The following is a 16,992-nucleotide window of genomic DNA, read 5'->3' as shown; positions in this document are numbered from 1 at the left end:
TTTCCTTCCGGAGAGTCGTCGCGCCACGGCTCAGGCGCCGGGCACTGCCAGCAATTCTACGACCTCGCGCGCCGCTTGGCCGACGTCGCGGTTCACAACACGCACATCGAACTCGTCCTGGGCGCGCAATTCGACCTTCGCGGTCTCCAATCGACGCGCCTGCTCGGCCGGCGGCTCGGTGCCGCGACCGACCAGTCGGCGCACCAGCTCCTCCCAGCTCGGCGGCAGCAGGAACACGAGCAGGGCCTCCGGCATCGCCGTCCGCACCGCGCGGGCGCCCTGCAGATCGATCTCCAGCAGCACGCTGCGGCCCGAGGCCAGTGCGGCGTCGACGGGCGGGCGCGGCGTGCCGTAGCGGTAGGCGTTGTGCACGGTCGCGTACTCGAGGAACTCGCCGTCGCGCACCATGCGATCGAACTCGTCGTCGCTGATGAAGTAGTAGTGCTCCCCGTCGACCTCGCCCGGGCGCGGGGCGCGCGTGGTCGCCGACACGCTGAACATGACGTCGGGGTAGTTCTCGCGGATGAAGCTCGACACCGAGCCCTTGCCGACCGCCGTCGGTCCGGCGAGCACGACGAGGCGGCTGTGCGGCGTCTCGACGCGGCCCTCGCGGGTGAGCAGGTAGTCGCGCAGCCGCGCCCGCTGCCGAATGCCGAGCCCGCCGACGCGCTTCGAGTGCGCGATGCCGAGCTCGTCGAGCGCGCGGTCGGCGCGCGTGGCGCCCACGGTGGGAATGCTCATCAGCAGTTCGCGCACCCGCAGGGTCGCCTCCGGCGCACTCGGCTCCGCGGCCCAGCCGCTCTCGGCGACCTCGAGGGCGCGCTTCTCCCCCGTCGCGACGGCGTGCTTGATCGCCGCGCGCGCCCGACGGGCCGCGACCGCGGCGCGGGAGGCGGCGACGCGGTCGACCTCGGGCGGAGTCAGGCGCGGCATGCGGCCTCGACCTCCGTCACGGCCGAGGCGACGGCCGCCGGCAGATCGTCCGGTCCCGCCGCGAGGATGCTGCGCGAGGCGCTGGCGATGACCGCGGTGAGCGCGGGGCCGAACAGCGCCGGCAGCTCCGCGAAACTCGCACCCTGATGCCCGAAACCGGGTGCCAGGATCGGGGTGCGCGCCAGGTCCTCCGGCGCCAGGCCGTAGGAGCCGAGATCCACGGTCGCGCCCACGACGACGCCGAACTCATCGAGCGGCGCGGCGGCGCTGGGCGCGGTGCGCCGGGCCTGCAGCTCGGCGATCGTGGCGGCGGCGACGGTGCGACCCTCCTGCGGCCCGGACTGCACCCGGGCGGTCTGCACGTCGGTCGCCTCCGGGTTGGAGGTGGCCGCGAGCACGAAGACGCCCTTGCCGTGCGTCGAGGCCTGCGCGAGCACCCCGTCGAGGGATCCGATGCCCTGGTAGGCGACGGCGGTCATTGCGTCCGCCTCGAACGGCGAACCGGGCGTCAGCCAGGCCTGCCCGTAGGCGTCGACCGAGCTGCCGACATCGCCGCGCTTCACGTCGGCGATCACGAGCAGCTCCGCGGCCCGCGCCGCGGCCAGCACGTCTTCGAGCGCGGCGAAGCCGGCGGAGCCGTGCCGTTCGAAGAAGCCGATCTGCGGTTTGACGATGCCCGCGGTTCCCGCGGACGCCTCCACGACGCGCAGACCGAACTCCCGAACGCCGGCCGCGGAGTCGGGCAGGCCCCACGACGCGAGCAGTGCCGCGTGCGGATCGATCCCGACGCACAGGCGACCGCGCTTCTCGAACACGCGCGCCAGGCGCGCGCCGAAGGTCTCCCCCGGCGTCCCGGCGGTCAGCGTGCTCACCGTGCGGCCTCGCGAACCGCGCGATCGGCCGCGTAGTCCTGCAGGCTTCGCACGCGGATGTCGCCGCGCTTGATCTCGAACGCCGCCACGGCCGCCGCGAGCTGCGCGATCGTCGTGAACAGCGGCTTGTCGGCCGCGACCGTCGCGGTGCGGATCTCGAAGCCGTCGGCGCGCGCGGTGCGACCGCTCGGCGTGTTGATCACGACGTCGATCTCGCCCGCGTTGATCAGGTCGACCACGGTCGGCTCGCCGCCGTCGTCCACCTGGCCCTCGAAGTACTTGCGCACGGTGGTCGCCTGGATGCCGTTGCGGGCGAGCACCTCCGCGGTGCCCTCCGTCGCGACGATCTCGAAGCCGAGCTGGCTGAGACGCAGGATCGGCAGCACGGTGGCGCGCTTGTCGCGGTCGGCGACCGAGACGAACACCCGGCCGCTCTCCGGCAGTCCGCCGTAGGCCGCATCCTGGCTCTTGGCGAAGGCCCGCGGGAAGTCGGTGTCGATGCCCATGACCTCGCCGGTGGAGCGCATCTCCGGCCCGAGGACCGAGTCGACGACGTTGCCCTCGCGGGTGCGGAACCGCTTGAACGGCAGCACCGCCTCCTTCACCGAGACCGGCGAATCGAGCGACACGATCGAGCCGTCGTGCTCGGGCAGCTGGCCGTCGGCGACCAGGTCGCGCACGGTCTTGCCGACCATGACGAGCGACGCCGCCTTCGCCAGCGGGATGCCGAGCGCCTTGGAGACGAAGGGCACGGTGCGGCTGGCGCGCGGGTTCGCCTCGAGCACGTAGAGCACGCCCGCGCCGATCGCGAACTGCACGTTGATCAGCCCGCGAACGCCGATGCCCTCGGCGATCTTGCGCGTCGCGTCGACCACCTGGTCCTGGATGCCACGCCCGAGCGTCACCGGCGGCAGGGTGCACGCCGAGTCGCCCGAGTGGACCCCGGCCTCCTCGATGTGCTCCATGATGCCGCCGACGTAGAGCTCGGTGCCGTCGTAGAGCGCGTCGATGTCGATCTCGACCGCGTCATCGAGGAAGCGGTCGACCAGCAGCGGCGCGCCGGGGCCGATGATCGCGTGCTCGCGCACCCGCTCGAAGTAGTCCTCGAGGCTGGGCGTGTCGTAGACGATCTCCATGCCGCGTCCGCCGAGCACGTAGCTCGGGCGCACCAGGACCGGGTAGCCGATCTCCTCGGCCACGCGGATCGCGCTCGGCGCATCCGTCGCGGTGCCGTTGCGGGGAGCGACGAGGCCCGCGTCCCGGAGGATGCGCGAGAAGTGCCCGCGCTCCTCCGCCAGGTCGATCGCCTCCGGGCTGGTGCCGAGGATCGGCACGCCCGCCGCCTCCAGGCCCTTCGCGAGCCCGAGCGCGGTCTGGCCGCCGAGCTGCACGATGACGCCCACGAGCTCGCCGGACTGCGACTCGGCGTGGATGACCTCGAGCACGTCCTCCAGCGTGAGCGGCTCGAAGTAGAGCCGGTCGCTGGTGTCGTAGTCGGTCGAGACCGTCTCCGGGTTGCAGTTGATCATGATCGTCTCGTACCCGGCGGCCGAGAGCGCGAAGCTCGCGTGCACGCACGAGTAGTCGAACTCGACGCCCTGGCCGATGCGGTTCGGGCCGGAGCCGAGGATGACCACCTTCTTGCCCTCCGACGGCGCCACCTCCGTCTCAGCGTCGTAGCTCGAGTAGTGGTACGGCGTGAGCGCCGGGAACTCGCCCGCGCAGGTGTCGACCGTCTTGAAGACGGGACGGATGCCGAGCTCCCAGCGCGCGTCGCGCACCTGCTGCTCGTCGAGACCGCGCAGCTGCGCGATCTGCACGTCCGAGAAGCCGTGGTCCTTCGCGTGCCGGAACAGGTCGGCATCGAGCGCGTCGTGCGCGGCGATCTCGTCGGCCACCTCGTTGATCAGCACGATCTGGTCGAGGAACCACGGGTCGATGCCGGTCGCCTCGAACATCTCGTCGACCGTGGCGCCGGCGCGCAGCGCCTGCTGGACCGTGACGATGCGACCGTCGGTCGGGGTCGCGCTGACCTCGATGAGCTCCGCCTTCGAGCGCGGCTGCTCGCCCCAGTGGAAGCTGCTCCCCCGCTTCTCCAGCGAACGGAGCGCCTTCTGCAGCGCGGTCGAGTAGTTGCGGCCGATCGCCATCGCCTCGCCGACGCTCTTCATCGTCGTGGTGAGGGTGGCATCCGCGCTCGGGAACTTCTCGAACGCGAAGCGCGGCACCTTGACCACGATGTAGTCGAGGGTCGGCTCGAAGCTCGCCGGCGTCACCTTGGTGATGTCGTTCGGGATCTCGTCCAGGCGGTAGCCGATCGCGAGCTTCGCGGCGATCTTCGCGATCGGGAAGCCGGTCGCCTTCGAGGCGAGCGCGCTCGAGCGCGAGACGCGCGGGTTCATCTCGATGACGATGATGCGGCCGTTCGCGGGGTCGATGGCGAACTGGATGTTGCAGCCGCCGGTGTCGACGCCGACGGCGCGGATGATGTCGATGCCGATGTCGCGGAGCCGCTGGTACTCGCGGTCGGTGAGGGTCAGCGCGGGGGCGACCGTGATCGAGTCGCCCGTGTGCACGCCGACCGGGTCGACGTTCTCGATCGAGCAGACGACGACCGTGTTGTCGGCCGTGTCGCGCATGAGCTCGAGCTCGTACTCCTTCCAGCCGAGGATCGACTCCTCCAGGAGAACCTCGGTCGTCGGAGACTGGTGCAGGCCGTCGGTGACCATGCGCACGAGCTCGGCGCGGTCGTGCGCGAACCCGGAACCGAGCCCGCCCATGGTGAACGAGGGGCGCACGACGAGTGGGTAGCCGAGCTCCTCGGCGGCCTCCACCGCCGCGGGAACCGTCTTGACGACGAAGCTGCGCGCGACGTCCGCGCCCGCCTCGATGACCAGATCCTTGAAGATCTGACGGTCCTCGCCCTTGTTGATGGCCTCGACCTTGGCGCCGATCAGCTCGACGCCGTACTTCTCGAGGATGCCGTCCGCGTCGAGCGCGATGGCCGCGTTCAGCGCGGTCTGGCCGCCCAGGGTCGGCAGGATCGCATCCGGCTTCTCCTTCGCGATGATCGCCTCCAGCGCCTCCGCGTTGATCGGCTCGATGTAGGTGGCGTCGGCGAAGTCCGGGTCGGTCATGATCGTCGCCGGGTTCGGGTTCACCAGAATGACGCGGACGCCCTCCTCGCGGAGGACGCGGCAGGCCTGCGTGCCGGAGTAGTCGAACTCGGCCGCCTGCCCGATGACGATCGGGCCGGAGCCGATGACCAGGACGGAGTTGATGTCGGGACGCTTGGGCACTAGTTCTGGGCCTTCTTGCTCTGGTGGGCCACGACCATGTCGCGGAATCTGTCGAAGAGGTAATTGGCGTCGTGGGGACCGGCCGCCGCCTCCGGGTGGTACTGCACCGAGAAGGCGGGGATCTCGAGGGCGTTGAGTCCCTCGACCACCTGGTCGTTGAGGCCGATGTGGCTGACCTCGACCTTGCCGTAGCCGTTCGGGCTGTCGCTGGGGGCATCCAGCGGGGCGTCGACCGCGAAGCCGTGGTTGTGGGCGGTGATCTCCACCTTGCCGGTCGCCTTGTCGAGCACCGGCTGGTTGATGCCGCGGTGGCCGAAGGGCAGCTTGTAGGTGCCGTAGCCGAGGGCGCGGCCGAGCAGCTGGTTGCCGAAGCAGATGCCGAAGAACGGCAGGCCCGCGTCCAGCACCCCGCGCAGCAGCGCGACGTGGGCGTCACTCGCCGACGGGTCGCCCGGGCCGTTCGAGTAGAACACCGCGACCGGGTCGATGGCGAGCAGCTCGTCGAGCGAGACCGACTGCGGCAGCACGTGCACCTCGAAGCCGCGCGCGGCGAGGTTGTTCACCGTCGCCTGCTTGATGCCGAGGTCAAGCACCGCGAGGTTGCCGATCCGCTCGCCCTCCGCGGGCGTCACCAGGGCGGCCTCCACGGAGACCTGGGCCGACAGGTTCTGGCCGGCCATCTCGGGCGCCTCGCGCACCAGCGCCAGCTGCGCCTCGGCATCCAGCTCGGCGTCGGAGCCGGAGAAGATCCCGGCGCGCATCGAGCCGGTGTCGCGCAGGCGGCGGGTCAGCGCTCGCGTGTCGATGCCGCTGATGCCGACGATGCCGGTGCTCTCCAGCTCGTCATCCAGCGAGCGGAGCGCGCGGAAGTTGCTGACCACGCGGGAGGGGTCGCGCACGACATAGCCGGCCACCCAGATGCGGCGGGACTCCGGGTCCTCGTCGTTCATGCCTGTGTTGCCGATGTGCGGCGCGGTCTGCACGACGATCTGACCGGCGTAGCTCGGGTCGGTGAGGGTCTCCTGGTAGCCGGTCATGCCGGTGGCGAAGACCGCCTCACCGAGGGTGCGTCCGCGCGCGCCGTAGGCGTGGCCGGCGTAGCGCGTGCCGTCCTCCAGAACGAGAACGGCGGGGTCGTGGCGGATCATGAGGCGTCGCTTTCGGTTGAAACGGGAAGAAGAGCAAGCAGGGCGTCGGCGAGCGTCGCCGGGTCAGAGGCGCGGAAGGTCGAGTCGACCGCGAGGTCGCCGTCGCCGAGCAGCCAGCGCACGAACACCAGGCGGTCGCCGCCGGAGGCGCGGTCGATCGTCCAGTTGGCGCGGCCGGCGCCGACGATGCGCTCACGCGGGATGAACGCCGGGCCGGCGCGGCCGCCGAGGTCGAGCTCGAGCCCGGCATCGTGGATGCGGAGCACCGCCTGGGCGCGGAAGCCGAGACCGGGCACGGTGATCCGCTCCAACGGCTGCTCGGCCTGCGTCGTGGCGAGGTACAGCGCCTCGAAGCTGGCGCGCGCCTCACCGAGCTCGGCGGGCGGCGTCGGCAGCGAGCCGAGGCTCGCATGACGACGCGTCCGCGCGCGCCAGGCGATCGCGAGCGAGCCGAACACCAGCGCGAGCACGGCGACGACGATCAGGGTCGGCAGGACCTTATCCATGCGACACCTCCTCGGCGGGCCGCAGCTCGCCGTCCAGCACCGTCGGAACGCCGCCGTGCAGCGTCGCCACGACGCGGCCCGGGAGCGAGCGGCCGAGGTAGGGCGAGTTGATGCCCTTGCCGCGAAGCCGCTCCGTGCTGAAGTCGGAGCGCGCGCTCGGGTCGTAGAGGGTGACGTGCGCGGGGCTGCCGACCTCGAACGCGGCGTCGTAGCCGTCGAGCAGACCGATCTCGGCGGGCGCGCTCGAGAGCACGCGCGCCACATCGGCCCAGCAGAGCTGGCCGCTGTCGACGACGGCCTCCTGCACGACGCTCAGCGCGCTCTCCAGGCCGACCATGCCGAAGCTGGCCTCCGCCCAGGCGCACTCCTTCGTCTCGACGGGGTGCGGCGCGTGATCGGTCGCGACGATGTCGATGGTGCCGTCGGCCAGCGCGGCGCGCAGCGCGTGCACGTCCTCGTCGCGGCGCAGCGGCGGGTTCACCTTGAAGCGCGGGTCGTAGCTCTCGACCAGCTGCTCGGTCAGCAGCAGGTGGTGCGGGGTGACCTCGGCCGTCACCGGGATGCCGCGCGCCTTCGCCCAGCGCACCACCTCGACGCTGCCCGCGGTCGAGAGGTGGCAGATGTGCAGTCGGGCGCCGACGTGCTCGGCGAGGAGCACGTCGCGGGCGATGATCGACTCCTCGGCGACGGCGGGCCAGCCGGCGAGACCGAGGCGGCTCGACAGCTCGCCCTCGTTCATCTGGGCGCCCTCGGTGAGGCGCGGCTCTTGGGCGTGCTGGGCGACGACGCCGCCGAAGGTCGAGACGTACTCGAGCGCGCGCCGCATCAGCAGCGGGTCGTGCACGCACTTGCCGTCGTCGCTGAAGACGCGCACCTGCGCGCGCGACTGCGCCATCGCGCCGATCTCGCTGAGGCGCTCCCCCGCGAGGCCGACCGTGACCGCGCCGATCGGGCGCACCGTGACGTAGCCGTGCTGAGCGCCGAGCGAGGCGACCTGCTCGACGACGCCCGCGGTGTCGGCCACCGGGAAGGTGTTCGCCATCGCGTGCACGGCGGTGAAGCCGCCCGCCGCCGCCGCGCGCGAGCCGGTGAGAACCGTCTCGCTCTGCTCGAAGCCGGGCTCGCGCAGGTGGGTGTGCAGGTCGACGAGACCGGGCAGAGCCTGGAGGCCGTTCGCGTCGATCACCTGGGCGCCCGAGGCGGCGATCCCGGAACCGCGCTCGGCGATCACGCCGTCGCGGATCAGCAGATCGGTCGACTCGCCGTTCGGGAGCGTGGCGCCCTGAATCAGGATGGTCATGCGCTGGGGCCTCCGGTCGTGGTGGGTGCGTTCGACGAGGTTCCCGAGAGCACGAGGTAGAGCACCGCCATTCGAATCGACACCCCGTTGGTGACCTGATCGAGAACTCGCGACTGCGGCGAATCGGCGGCCGCCGCCGAGATCTCGAGACCGCGGTTCATCGGTCCGGGATGCATCACTATCGTATGCGGCGAAAGCTGGGCGAACCGGGCGTCATCGAGGCCCCACTGGCGGGCGTACTCGCGCTCGTGCGGGAAGAAGGCGGCGTGCATCCGCTCCTGCTGGATGCGCAGCATCATCAGCACGTCCGGCTTCGCCGCGATCGCCTCGTCGAGGCTGGATCCCGTCGTCACCGGCCAGGAGGCGATGCCGGTCGGCAGCAGGGTCGAGGGGGCGACCAGGTGCACCTGGGCGCCGAGCGTCGTCAGCAGCCAGACGTTGCTGCGCGCGACGCGCGAGTGCAGCACGTCGCCGACGATCGTGACGGCAAGGCCCTCGAGGTCCTTGCCGCGGGAGGCGGCGCCGTGGCGGGCCTTGCGCATCGTGAAGGCGTCGAGCAGGCCCTGAGTGGGGTGCTCGTGGGTGCCGTCGCCGGCGTTCACGACGGCCGCGTCGATCCAGCCGCTCGTGGCGAGGGTGTGCGCGGCGCCCGAGGCGCTGTGCCGCAGCACGACCGCGTCGATGCCCATCGCGGCGATCGTCTGCGCGGTGTCCTTCAGGCTCTCGCCCTTCGACACGCTCGAGCCTTTCGCGCTGAAGGTGATGACGTCGGCCGACAGCTTCTTGGCCGCCGATTCGAAGCTCAGGCGGGTGCGCGTGGAGTCCTCGAAGAACAGGTTGGCGACGGTGCGGCCGCGCAGCGTCGGCAACTTCGGCACGGCGCGCGTGGCGACGTCGCCCATGTCCTCGGCGATGTCGAGGATCGCGATCGCGGTGTCGCGGTCGAGCTGGTGCGCGCTCAGCAGGTGGCGCAGCTCGGTCATCGCGTCTCCCCCTCATCGGGCGCCGAGATCGCGATCAGGTCGTCGCCGTCGGTCTCGGCGAGGTGCACGTTGATGCGCTCCGTCGTCGAGGTCGGCAGGTTCTTGCCGACGTAGTCGGCGCGGATCGGCAGTTCGCGGTGCCCGCGGTCGACGAGCACGGCGAGACGCACGGCGCGCGGGCGACCGTGGTCGTTCAGCGCGTCGAGGGCGGCGCGGATGGTCCGGCCGGAGTACAGCACGTCGTCGACGAGCACGACTGTCTTGCCGTCGATGCCGCCGGCGGGGATCCGCGTCGGGTGCGGGGTGCGGGTCGGCTGGGCGGCGAGATCGTCGCGGTACATCGTGACGTCGAGGGAGCCGACCGCGGCGGAGCCGGGTTCGAGCTTCTCGAGCGTGGCGGCGAGGCGCTCAGCGAGGAGCACGCCCCGGGTCGGGATGCCCAGGAGCACGAGATCGGACGCTCCGCGATTGGCTTCGAGGATCTCGTGCGCGATGCGGGTGAGAGCCCTCTGGATGTCGTCCTGCTGCAGCACGGTTCGCGTGCGCATCCGGACCTCCTTCCCCGCCTCCCGGACGGACTTAAAGGTGGTCAAACTCCGCTCACACTAGCACTTCCCTTTTCAGGAGTTTGTGTGACGGATGTGGCGCGCGTCACGTCGATGGGACGCTTCTGCCACATCCGTCACACTTCCTCCTGAAAACGGTGGGGCCGGGGGCTAGCCCCAGCGGGAGAGGAGGGCGCGCTCGAGGAGGCCGATGAGGGCGTCGGAGAGCTTGCCGAGGATCGCGAGCACGATGATCGCGAGGAAGAGCCGGTCGATGCGGCCGTTGTTCTGCGACTCGATGAGCAGGAACCCGAGGCCCATCGTCGAGCCGAGCAGCTCGGCGGCGACCAGGAACAGCCACGCCTGTGCGAGCGCGAGCCGGAGCCCCGACACGATCGCCGGGATGACGGCGGGCAGCTGCACCGTGAACAGCAGCCGGATGCCGTGGAACCCGTAGGCCCGCCCCAGCTCGACCAGGTGCGGGTCGACGTGCCGGAGCGCTCCGGCCACGGTCGTGTAGACCGGGAAGATCGCGCCGATCGCGACCAGGGTGACCTTGGAGTCCTCCCCGAAGCCCAGGTAGAGGATGAGCAGCGGCACCCAGGCGAGCGACGGGACCGCGCGGGCTGCCCCGACGGTCGCCGCCAGGAAGCCGTCGGCGAGTCGGGACAGCCCGACCAGGGAGCCGAGCGCGAGGCCCGCGACCGCGCCGATCGCGAAGCCGAGGAAGACCCGCTGGGTGGAGATGCCGATGTGCTCCCAGAGCAGTCCGCGCTGGGCGAGGTCGATCGCCGCGACGACGAGCGACTCCGGCGTGGGCAGCTTGAACAGCGGCACCCAGCCGAGGTGCGACGCCGCCCACCAGAGGGCGAGCAGCGCGAGCGGGATGATCGCGCCAAGCGCCGCTCGCGATCCGGCGCGACGGCCGGGGCGCGGGCGCTCGATCCCGGACGAGCCGAACCGGCCGGCGGCGGCGAGCGTGGCGGCCTCCCCCGTCACCTGCGGGTCGGCGGAGGGCCCGGCGTTGCCGCCGCGTACCGTCGCGTCACCGGTCAAGGTCTTGGAAGAGGCCGCCATCGTGATCAGCCCACCCGGCTCGGGTCGGCGGCGTCGGCGAACGTCGTGTTGAACAACGTCTCGAGCGCGGCGTCGGCCTGCTCCTGCGACGGGATGTCGCCGTTGGCGACCTGGATCGGTCCGACGACCTCGAGCACCGAGTACTGCGCGGCGCCGGGAGCGAAGTCGAGGTCGATGACGGTGCGCTCCAGGAGCACGACCGTGGCGACCTCGAGGTCGAGACCGGAGACGTCGGCGAGCAGCTGCGCGGTCTCGTCCGGGTTCTCCAGAGCCCAGGCGCGCGCCTTCTCGTAGGCGTCGGCGACGACCTGCGCGAGGTCGGCGTTGTTGGTGATGAAGTCCTCGGTCGCGTTGAGGAACCCGTAGGTGTTGAACTCGACGTGACGGTAGAACAGCTCCACGCCGTCGTTGAGCTCGTGCGCGGCCATCATCGGGTCAAGACCCGACCACGCGTTGACGCTGCCGTTGACCAGCGCCACGCCGCCGTCGGCGTGCTGCAGGTTCTGGATGTCGACCTCGCTCGGGTCGACGCCCGCCTCGTCGAGCGCCTGCAGCAGGAAGAAGTACGGGTCGGTGCCGATGGTGACCGCAACCGTCTTGCCGCGCAGGTCCGTGACCGACTCGATGCCGCTGCCGGGCAGCGTGACGAGCGCCGACCACTCGGGCTGGGTGTAGATCCCGATGGTCTGGATGGGCGAGCCGTTGGCCCGCGCCAGCAGCGCCGCCGATCCGGCCGTCGAGCCGACGTCGAGGGCACCGGCGCGCAGGCCTTCGTTGGCCTTGTTGGAGCCGAGCGACTGGGTCCAGGTCACCGCGACGTCGTCGCCGAGGGTGTCCTCGATCCAGCCCTGCTCCTTGATGATGAGGCTGAGCGGGTTGTAGGTGGCGAAGTCGAGGCTGAGCGTCGACTTGCTCCACTCGCCGCCCGTGCCGGCGTCGGGCGTCGCGTTCTCGCCAGCGCAGCCGGTGAGGGCAAGCGAGGCGATGACCGCGGTCGCCGCGGCGGCCAGGAAGGTCTTCTTCATGGGGTGTCCTTTGTGCTGTGGTGGGTGGTGCGGGATGGGGGTGCGTTCAGTTGCCGCGCTGCGCGCGCTGCGCCTTGATCGCCTTGGTGATGTAGTTCTCGGGGTGGTGCGTCTCGACCCCGAGCAGGTCAAGAAGCTCGGCGCGAAGGATCGCGATTCCGGGGTCGGCGCGGTCGCGCGGGCGGGGCTTGCCGACCTCGAGGATGCGGCGGATCGACGCGCCCGGATGCGCCTCCTGGGTGCCCAGCAGCACGATCCGGTCGGCGAGCTGCAGCGCCTCGTCGACGTCGTGGGTGACGAGCACGATCGTCGCGGGCTCGGCCGCGTGGATGTCGAGCAGCAGGTCCTGCATGGTGAGCCGGGTCAGCGCGTCGAGGGCGCCGAACGGCTCGTCGAGCAGGAGCACCCCCGGCCCGCGGGCCAGGGCGCGGGCGAGCGAGGCGCGCTGCGCCATGCCGCCGGAGATCTGACGCGGGCGGAGCTCCGCGGCGTGGTCGAGCTGCACCAGCTTCAGCAGCTCGCGGACGCGAGCCGTGCCTTCGGCGCGGTCGGTTCCGCGCGGCAGGCCGAGCTCGACGTTGCGCTGAATGGAGCGCCACGGCAGCAGCCGCGGCTCCTGGAAGGCGACCGCGCTGCGCTGGTCGACGTCCGCCACCGGGGCGCCGTCGATGCGCAGTTCGCCCGCGTTCGGCCGGTCGAGCCCGCTGATCAGACGGAGCAGGGTCGACTTGCCGCAGCCGGACGGCCCGAGCAGCGCGACGATCTCGCCGGGGCGGACCTCGAGGTCGACATCGCGCAGGATGACGCGGGAGTCCCCGGCGTCGGTCGGGAAGCTGCGGCCGACGCCACGCAGCCCGACGCGGAGCGCGGGCGAGGTGGCGACGGAGGTGACGGCGGGCATGGCTGTGAAGTTACGGACATCGCCGCCGCAACTCAACGCGGCGTGTCACGAAGCGAAACCTTGCGTCACACTTCGTCTTTCACGGCGTCACACGACGGCGCCGGCACTCCCGGTGGGGGCCCCGGCGATGATGCGGTGGCGCACCGCCCCGGAGATCGCGTCGACGATCATCGTCACGAGGATGATCACGATGAGCGCGATTCCGATGCGATCCCAGTCGCGCTGGTCGAACACGCGCGACAGCAGCGAGCCGATTCCGCCGGCGCCGACGACGCCGAGGATCGCCCCGGCGCGGATGTTCACCTCGAAGCGGTACAGCCAGAACGCGATCACCTCGGGCATCACCTGCGGCAGGATCGCCCACCGCATCACCTGCAGCGGATTCGCTCCCGAGGAGCGCACCGATTCGACCGGTCCGGTGTCGATGCCTTCGATCACCTCACTGGTGAGCTTGCCGAGCGTGCCGATCGAGCCGACGCCGAGGGCGAGGGCTCCAGGCAGCGGCCCGAGGCCGAAGATCGGCACCATGATGACGATCGCGAAGATGACGTCGGGCACGGTGCGGATGGCGTTGAGCACCTGCCGGGTCGGCACCACGATCCAGCGCGGCGCGGTGTTGGAGGCGGCGAGGAACCCGATCGGGAACGACAGCAGCGCTCCGATCACCGTTCCGACCCACGCCATCGCAAGCGACTGCCCCATGAACTCGAGCGAGGTGAGCCAGTACTCGGCGTAGGGCGCCTCGAACGGGTTGTTGAGCGCGCCGCGCAGCATCAGCCCGGTGTAGGTGACGAAGTTCTCGGGGAACTGCGCGAGCCGCTCCCACTTGATCTCGATCGCCGAGAGGCACAGCAGCACGATGGCGAGCGCGATCAGCTCGATCGTGATGACGCGCCACTTCTTGGGCGGCGTCGGGCGCGCGGTCTGCGGACGCGTCGCGGGCACGGTGGCGGTCATCGGGCCAGCCTCCGTCGCAGGTAGCCGGAGCTCTGATCGATCAGGAACACGACCACGAACAGCAGCACGATGATCGCCGAGAGGTTGTCGTAGTTGAACCGGGCGAGCTGGACCGCGATCTGCGTTCCGATGCCGCCGGCGCCGACGAATCCGAGCACCACCGAGGCGCGCACGTTGAGCTCGAACACGTACATCGAGTACGAGACGTAGTTGGGCAGGATCTGCGGCAGCACGGCGACGCGGGAGCGCTGCACGACGTTCGCCCCGGAGGCATCCGCCGCCTCCAGCGGCCCCGGATCGACCGCGTCGATCGTCTCGGCCGTGAGCTTGGCGATGATGCCGATGTTGAACATGATGAGCGCCAGCACGCCGGCGAGGGCGCCGATGCCGACGAAGGCGACGAAGAGCAGCCCCCAGACGACGTCCGGAAGGGAGCGCCCGACCGAGAGGATCAGCTTCGCCGCCCGGTACACGATCGCGTTGGGGTTCGAGACGGTCGAGGCGAAGAACGACACCACGAGCGCGATGCCGGTGCCGATCACGCTCGCCACGACGGCGGTCGCGAGGGTGACCGACATCGGCTGGATGGTCTGGACGAGGAAGCTCCAGTCGGGAGCGAAGAACTGGCTGATGATGAACCAGCCGCGGCCGGTGTCGGTGAACAGCGGCAGGATCGTGAAGTCGATCGCGCTGCCCGCCACGATCGTGACGATGACGGCGATCGCGATGAGCGACCACGCGCCGAGCGGGGGCCGCGGGCGTGCCGGACGCGCCGTTCGACTCGGCGCGGCAGAGGCGGTGGCCGCGGTCATGCGGTGGCGCGGGGAGCCGCGTCCGCCACCGCTCCCGCATCGGGAAGCAGGTCTTCGGCGGTGAGCGAGCGTCCGTAGATCTCGGCGAACACGGCGTCGTCGGCGTCCTCCGGCGGACCGTCGAAGACGATCTTGCCGCCGCGCATCCCGATGATCCGCTGCGCATAGGTGCGCGCCAGATCGAGGAAGTGCAGGTTGACCACGGTGGTGATGCCGAGGTCGCGGTTGATCCGGCGCAGGTCGCGCATGACCAGGTTGGCGGTGGGCGGGTCGAGCGAGGCGACCGGCTCGTCGGCGAGGATCACGTCGGGCTGCTGGGCGAGAACGCGCGCGATCGCGACGCGCTGCTGCTGGCCGCCGGAGAGCTGCGAGGCCCGGGTGTAGGCCTTCTCGACGATTCCCACGCGCTCAAGCGCCTGGAAGGCGAGCTCGACATCCGCCTTGCGATACCAGCCGAGCAGGGCGCGCCAGGTGGGCGTCGCGTGCAGTCGGCCGACCAGCACGTTGTTCAGCACGCTCGTGCGGGTCACGAGGTTGAAGGACTGGAAGACCATGCCCACCTTGGAGCGCAGGCGCCGCAGGGCGCTCTTCTTGGCGCCGTCGACGCGCTGGCCCGAGACCTCGAGCTCTCCCCCGGTCGGGGTCACCAGACCGTTGATCGAGCGCACCAGCGTTGACTTGCCGGCCCCCGAGAGCCCCACCACGACGACGAACTGGCCGTCGGGGATCTCGAGATCGATCTCGTCGAGACCGATGGTCCCGTTCGGGTAGCGCACGGACACCTTCGCGAAGCGGATCACAGACCCATCCTCCCCCATCGAGAAACTCGGGGACAGCGCCGCGGCGCCGCCCCCGAGTTGCGGAACTTCTTCGGTCTACTCGCCGAAGTTGGCCTCGACCTGGCGCGCTGCGTCGAGCGCGTCGAGGTCGGCGGGCACGAGTCCGTCGATGTTGTAGATGGCGTTGAGGATGGCGATGCCGTCCTCGGTGTCGGCGATCGCGAGGAACGCGTCGGTGATCGCCGTCTTCAGGTCCTCCGGCAGGTCACCGCCGACGGCGATGCCGTCGTTCGGGATGTTGGTCGACCAGGCGAAGACGGTGACGTCGCTGCCGACGGTCGGGATCTCCTCGACGACGTTGGAGCGCGCGTCGTTGTAGCTGGTTCCGACGGTGGCCTCACCGCGCGCCACGGCGCTGACCGCGTTCGGGTGTCCGCCCGCGAAGAACGCGCCGCTCAGGTTGAACGGGTCGAGGCCGACCTCCTGGAGCTGCGTCGCCGGGTAGTAGTAGCCCGAGGCCGAGCCCTCATCGACGAAGGCGATGATCTCGTCCTCGGTGATGTTCGCGAGCGCGTCCTGGCCGACGGGGCCGGACTCGGCCGTGTCGGTGCCGTTGCAGAAGGTGTAGCCGTCCTCGTCGGTGACGATGTCGGTGGTGCAGAAGCGGTCCGTGTCGTTGGTGAACCACTGGGTGACGTAGGTGCTCGATCCGAAGCGGACCGACTGGAGAACCGCCTCGGCGCCCGCCTGGTCGACGGCCTGCACGAGGGCGATCGGACCGAACATGCCGACGTGGGCCTGACCGGCCTGCATCGCGACGACGAGTGCGTTGTAGCTGTCGGTGACGATCACGTCGACGGGCATGTCGAGCTGGTCCTCCAGCAGCCCCGCGAGCTCTTCGCCGTCGAGGACGAGCTGGTCGACGTCCTGCGACGGAACCAGGCCGACGACGAGCGTCTCCGGTGCCTCCGGCGCCGCGTCTTCGGTCGGCGCGCACGCCGAGAGCGCAAGACCCGCGACCGCAACGGTCGCCAGGGTCAGGAACGATTTCTTCACGATGTCCTCCATGCCTCAATCGCCGCCGAGATGCGGCGCTGGAAAAGCTGCCCCGCACATGGGGGCACCGTCCCACGTTCAAGCGTGCCTCGGATCGCTTCCGGGCGCTACAAGTGAGAATTTCCCCAACGTTTACATTGACAGCGCGGCGGCCCAGTCGCGGATCGCCGGATACAGCTCCTCCGCGGTGGCGGCTCGTCGCGTCGGAGTTCCGTCGCCCCGCTGGTGCCGATCGATCAGGAATGTGACTCCCGATCGCGCCTGGATCTCGGCGTGATCGTTCTCCCAGATGTCGCCGAGGCTCGCCAGTGCGGCGCCTGAGGCGCGCACGCCCGCGCGGTCGAGAGCGGCGGCCATGCCCGCAGGCTTCCGGGCGTCGGTCACGACCTGATCGAGCACGTCGGCGAGGCCGAGCCCGTCGATCACCTGGTCGAGTCCCCCGGCCGGCGAATTGGTGATGAGGATGCGGGAGACGTGGCTCAGCTCGGCGAGGAGGTCGCGCATCCCCTCCGGGGCGCGCACCTCGCCGATCCAGCTGGCGATGTCGGCGCGGCTGCGCTGGAACGCCTCCTGCAGCGCCGCGCGCGGGACCTCCGCCTCGCGCGCGAGCGCCGCGACGGCCTGGTAGCCGTCACGGGCGGCGTCGAGCCCGGCACCGTGGGCCAGGAAGTCGTCCAGTCGCGACAGCCGCGCCGCGCCATCGGGCACGTTCGCGAAGGCGTGACGCGCGTACTCGTGCACCGGCGCATCGCCGACGCAGAGCGTTCCGTCGAAGTCGAGAATGAGCGCGCCGCGCATG

The 16,992-nt window shown here is 70.8% G+C and carries 16 protein-coding genes; all 16 read right to left on the bottom strand.

Annotation, left to right across the window (positions count from 1 at the left end):
- Window positions 1-30: 30 nt before the first annotated feature.
- The 16 genes from gmk to AC0L6Y_RS05780 all read right to left on the bottom strand — a co-directional run bounded on the left by gmk (window position 31) and on the right by AC0L6Y_RS05780 (window position 16,991).
- Window positions 31-933 carry a guanylate kinase gene (gene gmk / locus AC0L6Y_RS05855; protein WP_473557619.1) on the bottom strand — a complete coding sequence of 301 codons (903 nt, stop codon included), beginning with the start codon at window positions 931-933 and terminating at the stop codon, window positions 31-33.
- Window positions 921-1,805 (bottom strand): orotidine-5'-phosphate decarboxylase, encoded by an 885-nt coding sequence (gene pyrF / locus AC0L6Y_RS05850; RefSeq protein ID WP_473557614.1) that lies wholly within the window; start codon window positions 1,803-1,805, stop codon window positions 921-923. Before pyrF ends, gmk begins: the two co-directional genes overlap by 13 nt.
- The gene (gene carB / locus AC0L6Y_RS05845; protein ID WP_473557611.1) at window positions 1,802-5,104 is read right to left on the bottom strand and encodes a carbamoyl-phosphate synthase large subunit; all 3,303 of its coding nucleotides are present in this window, start codon (window positions 5,102-5,104) and stop codon (window positions 1,802-1,804) included. The genes pyrF and carB overlap by 4 nt, the downstream gene beginning before the upstream one ends.
- Window positions 5,104-6,252, bottom strand: a complete 1,149-nt coding sequence (carA, locus tag AC0L6Y_RS05840; RefSeq protein WP_473557606.1) for a glutamine-hydrolyzing carbamoyl-phosphate synthase small subunit — start codon at window positions 6,250-6,252, stop codon at window positions 5,104-5,106. The genes carB and carA overlap by 1 nt, the downstream gene beginning before the upstream one ends.
- Window positions 6,249-6,758: a PH-like domain-containing protein gene (locus tag AC0L6Y_RS05835; protein ID WP_473557602.1), complete on the bottom strand. Its 510-nt coding sequence runs from the start codon at window positions 6,756-6,758 to the stop codon at window positions 6,249-6,251. Before AC0L6Y_RS05835 ends, carA begins: the two co-directional genes overlap by 4 nt.
- A complete protein-coding gene (locus tag AC0L6Y_RS05830) occupies window positions 6,751-8,058 on the bottom strand; it encodes a dihydroorotase (RefSeq protein ID WP_473557599.1) in 1,308 nt (435 codons plus the stop codon). Before AC0L6Y_RS05830 ends, AC0L6Y_RS05835 begins: the two co-directional genes overlap by 8 nt.
- Window positions 8,055-9,032 (bottom strand): aspartate carbamoyltransferase catalytic subunit, encoded by a 978-nt coding sequence (locus tag AC0L6Y_RS05825; protein WP_473558291.1) that lies wholly within the window; start codon window positions 9,030-9,032, stop codon window positions 8,055-8,057. Before AC0L6Y_RS05825 ends, AC0L6Y_RS05830 begins: the two co-directional genes overlap by 4 nt.
- Window positions 9,033-9,037: 5 nt before the next feature.
- Window positions 9,038-9,589, bottom strand: coding sequence for a bifunctional pyr operon transcriptional regulator/uracil phosphoribosyltransferase PyrR (gene pyrR / locus AC0L6Y_RS05820; RefSeq protein WP_473557595.1), 552 nt, complete (start codon window positions 9,587-9,589; stop codon window positions 9,038-9,040).
- 168 nt (window positions 9,590-9,757) lie between these two features.
- A complete protein-coding gene (locus AC0L6Y_RS05815; protein WP_473557589.1) occupies window positions 9,758-10,663 on the bottom strand; it encodes an ABC transporter permease in 906 nt (301 codons plus the stop codon).
- 5 nt (window positions 10,664-10,668) lie between these two features.
- Window positions 10,669-11,688: an aliphatic sulfonate ABC transporter substrate-binding protein gene (locus tag AC0L6Y_RS05810; RefSeq protein ID WP_473557583.1), complete on the bottom strand. Its 1,020-nt coding sequence runs from the start codon at window positions 11,686-11,688 to the stop codon at window positions 10,669-10,671.
- A gap of 46 nt (window positions 11,689-11,734) precedes the next feature.
- Complete coding sequence (locus AC0L6Y_RS05805) at window positions 11,735-12,589, bottom strand: ABC transporter ATP-binding protein (protein ID WP_473557578.1); 855 nt, start codon at window positions 12,587-12,589, stop codon at window positions 11,735-11,737.
- Between the two features lie 87 nt (window positions 12,590-12,676).
- Window positions 12,677-13,546: a phosphonate ABC transporter, permease protein PhnE gene (phnE, locus tag AC0L6Y_RS05800; RefSeq protein ID WP_473557571.1), complete on the bottom strand. Its 870-nt coding sequence runs from the start codon at window positions 13,544-13,546 to the stop codon at window positions 12,677-12,679.
- Window positions 13,543-14,358 carry a phosphonate ABC transporter, permease protein PhnE gene (gene phnE / locus AC0L6Y_RS05795; protein WP_473557565.1) on the bottom strand — a complete coding sequence of 272 codons (816 nt, stop codon included), beginning with the start codon at window positions 14,356-14,358 and terminating at the stop codon, window positions 13,543-13,545. The genes phnE (AC0L6Y_RS05800) and phnE (AC0L6Y_RS05795) overlap by 4 nt, the downstream gene beginning before the upstream one ends.
- Window positions 14,355-15,158 carry a phosphonate ABC transporter ATP-binding protein gene (gene phnC, locus AC0L6Y_RS05790; protein ID WP_473557560.1) on the bottom strand — a complete coding sequence of 268 codons (804 nt, stop codon included), beginning with the start codon at window positions 15,156-15,158 and terminating at the stop codon, window positions 14,355-14,357. The genes phnE (AC0L6Y_RS05795) and phnC overlap by 4 nt, the downstream gene beginning before the upstream one ends.
- 75 nt (window positions 15,159-15,233) lie before the next feature.
- Window positions 15,234-16,193 carry a phosphate/phosphite/phosphonate ABC transporter substrate-binding protein gene (locus AC0L6Y_RS05785; RefSeq protein WP_473557556.1) on the bottom strand — a complete coding sequence of 320 codons (960 nt, stop codon included), beginning with the start codon at window positions 16,191-16,193 and terminating at the stop codon, window positions 15,234-15,236.
- 132 nt (window positions 16,194-16,325) lie between these two features.
- Window positions 16,326-16,991, bottom strand: a complete 666-nt coding sequence (locus AC0L6Y_RS05780) for an HAD family hydrolase (protein WP_473557550.1) — start codon at window positions 16,989-16,991, stop codon at window positions 16,326-16,328.
- Window position 16,992: the final 1 nt, after the last annotated feature.

Source organism: Pseudolysinimonas sp. 10J20-29 (assembly GCF_055809595.1).
This window is presented reverse-complemented; position numbering and strand designations above follow the sequence as displayed.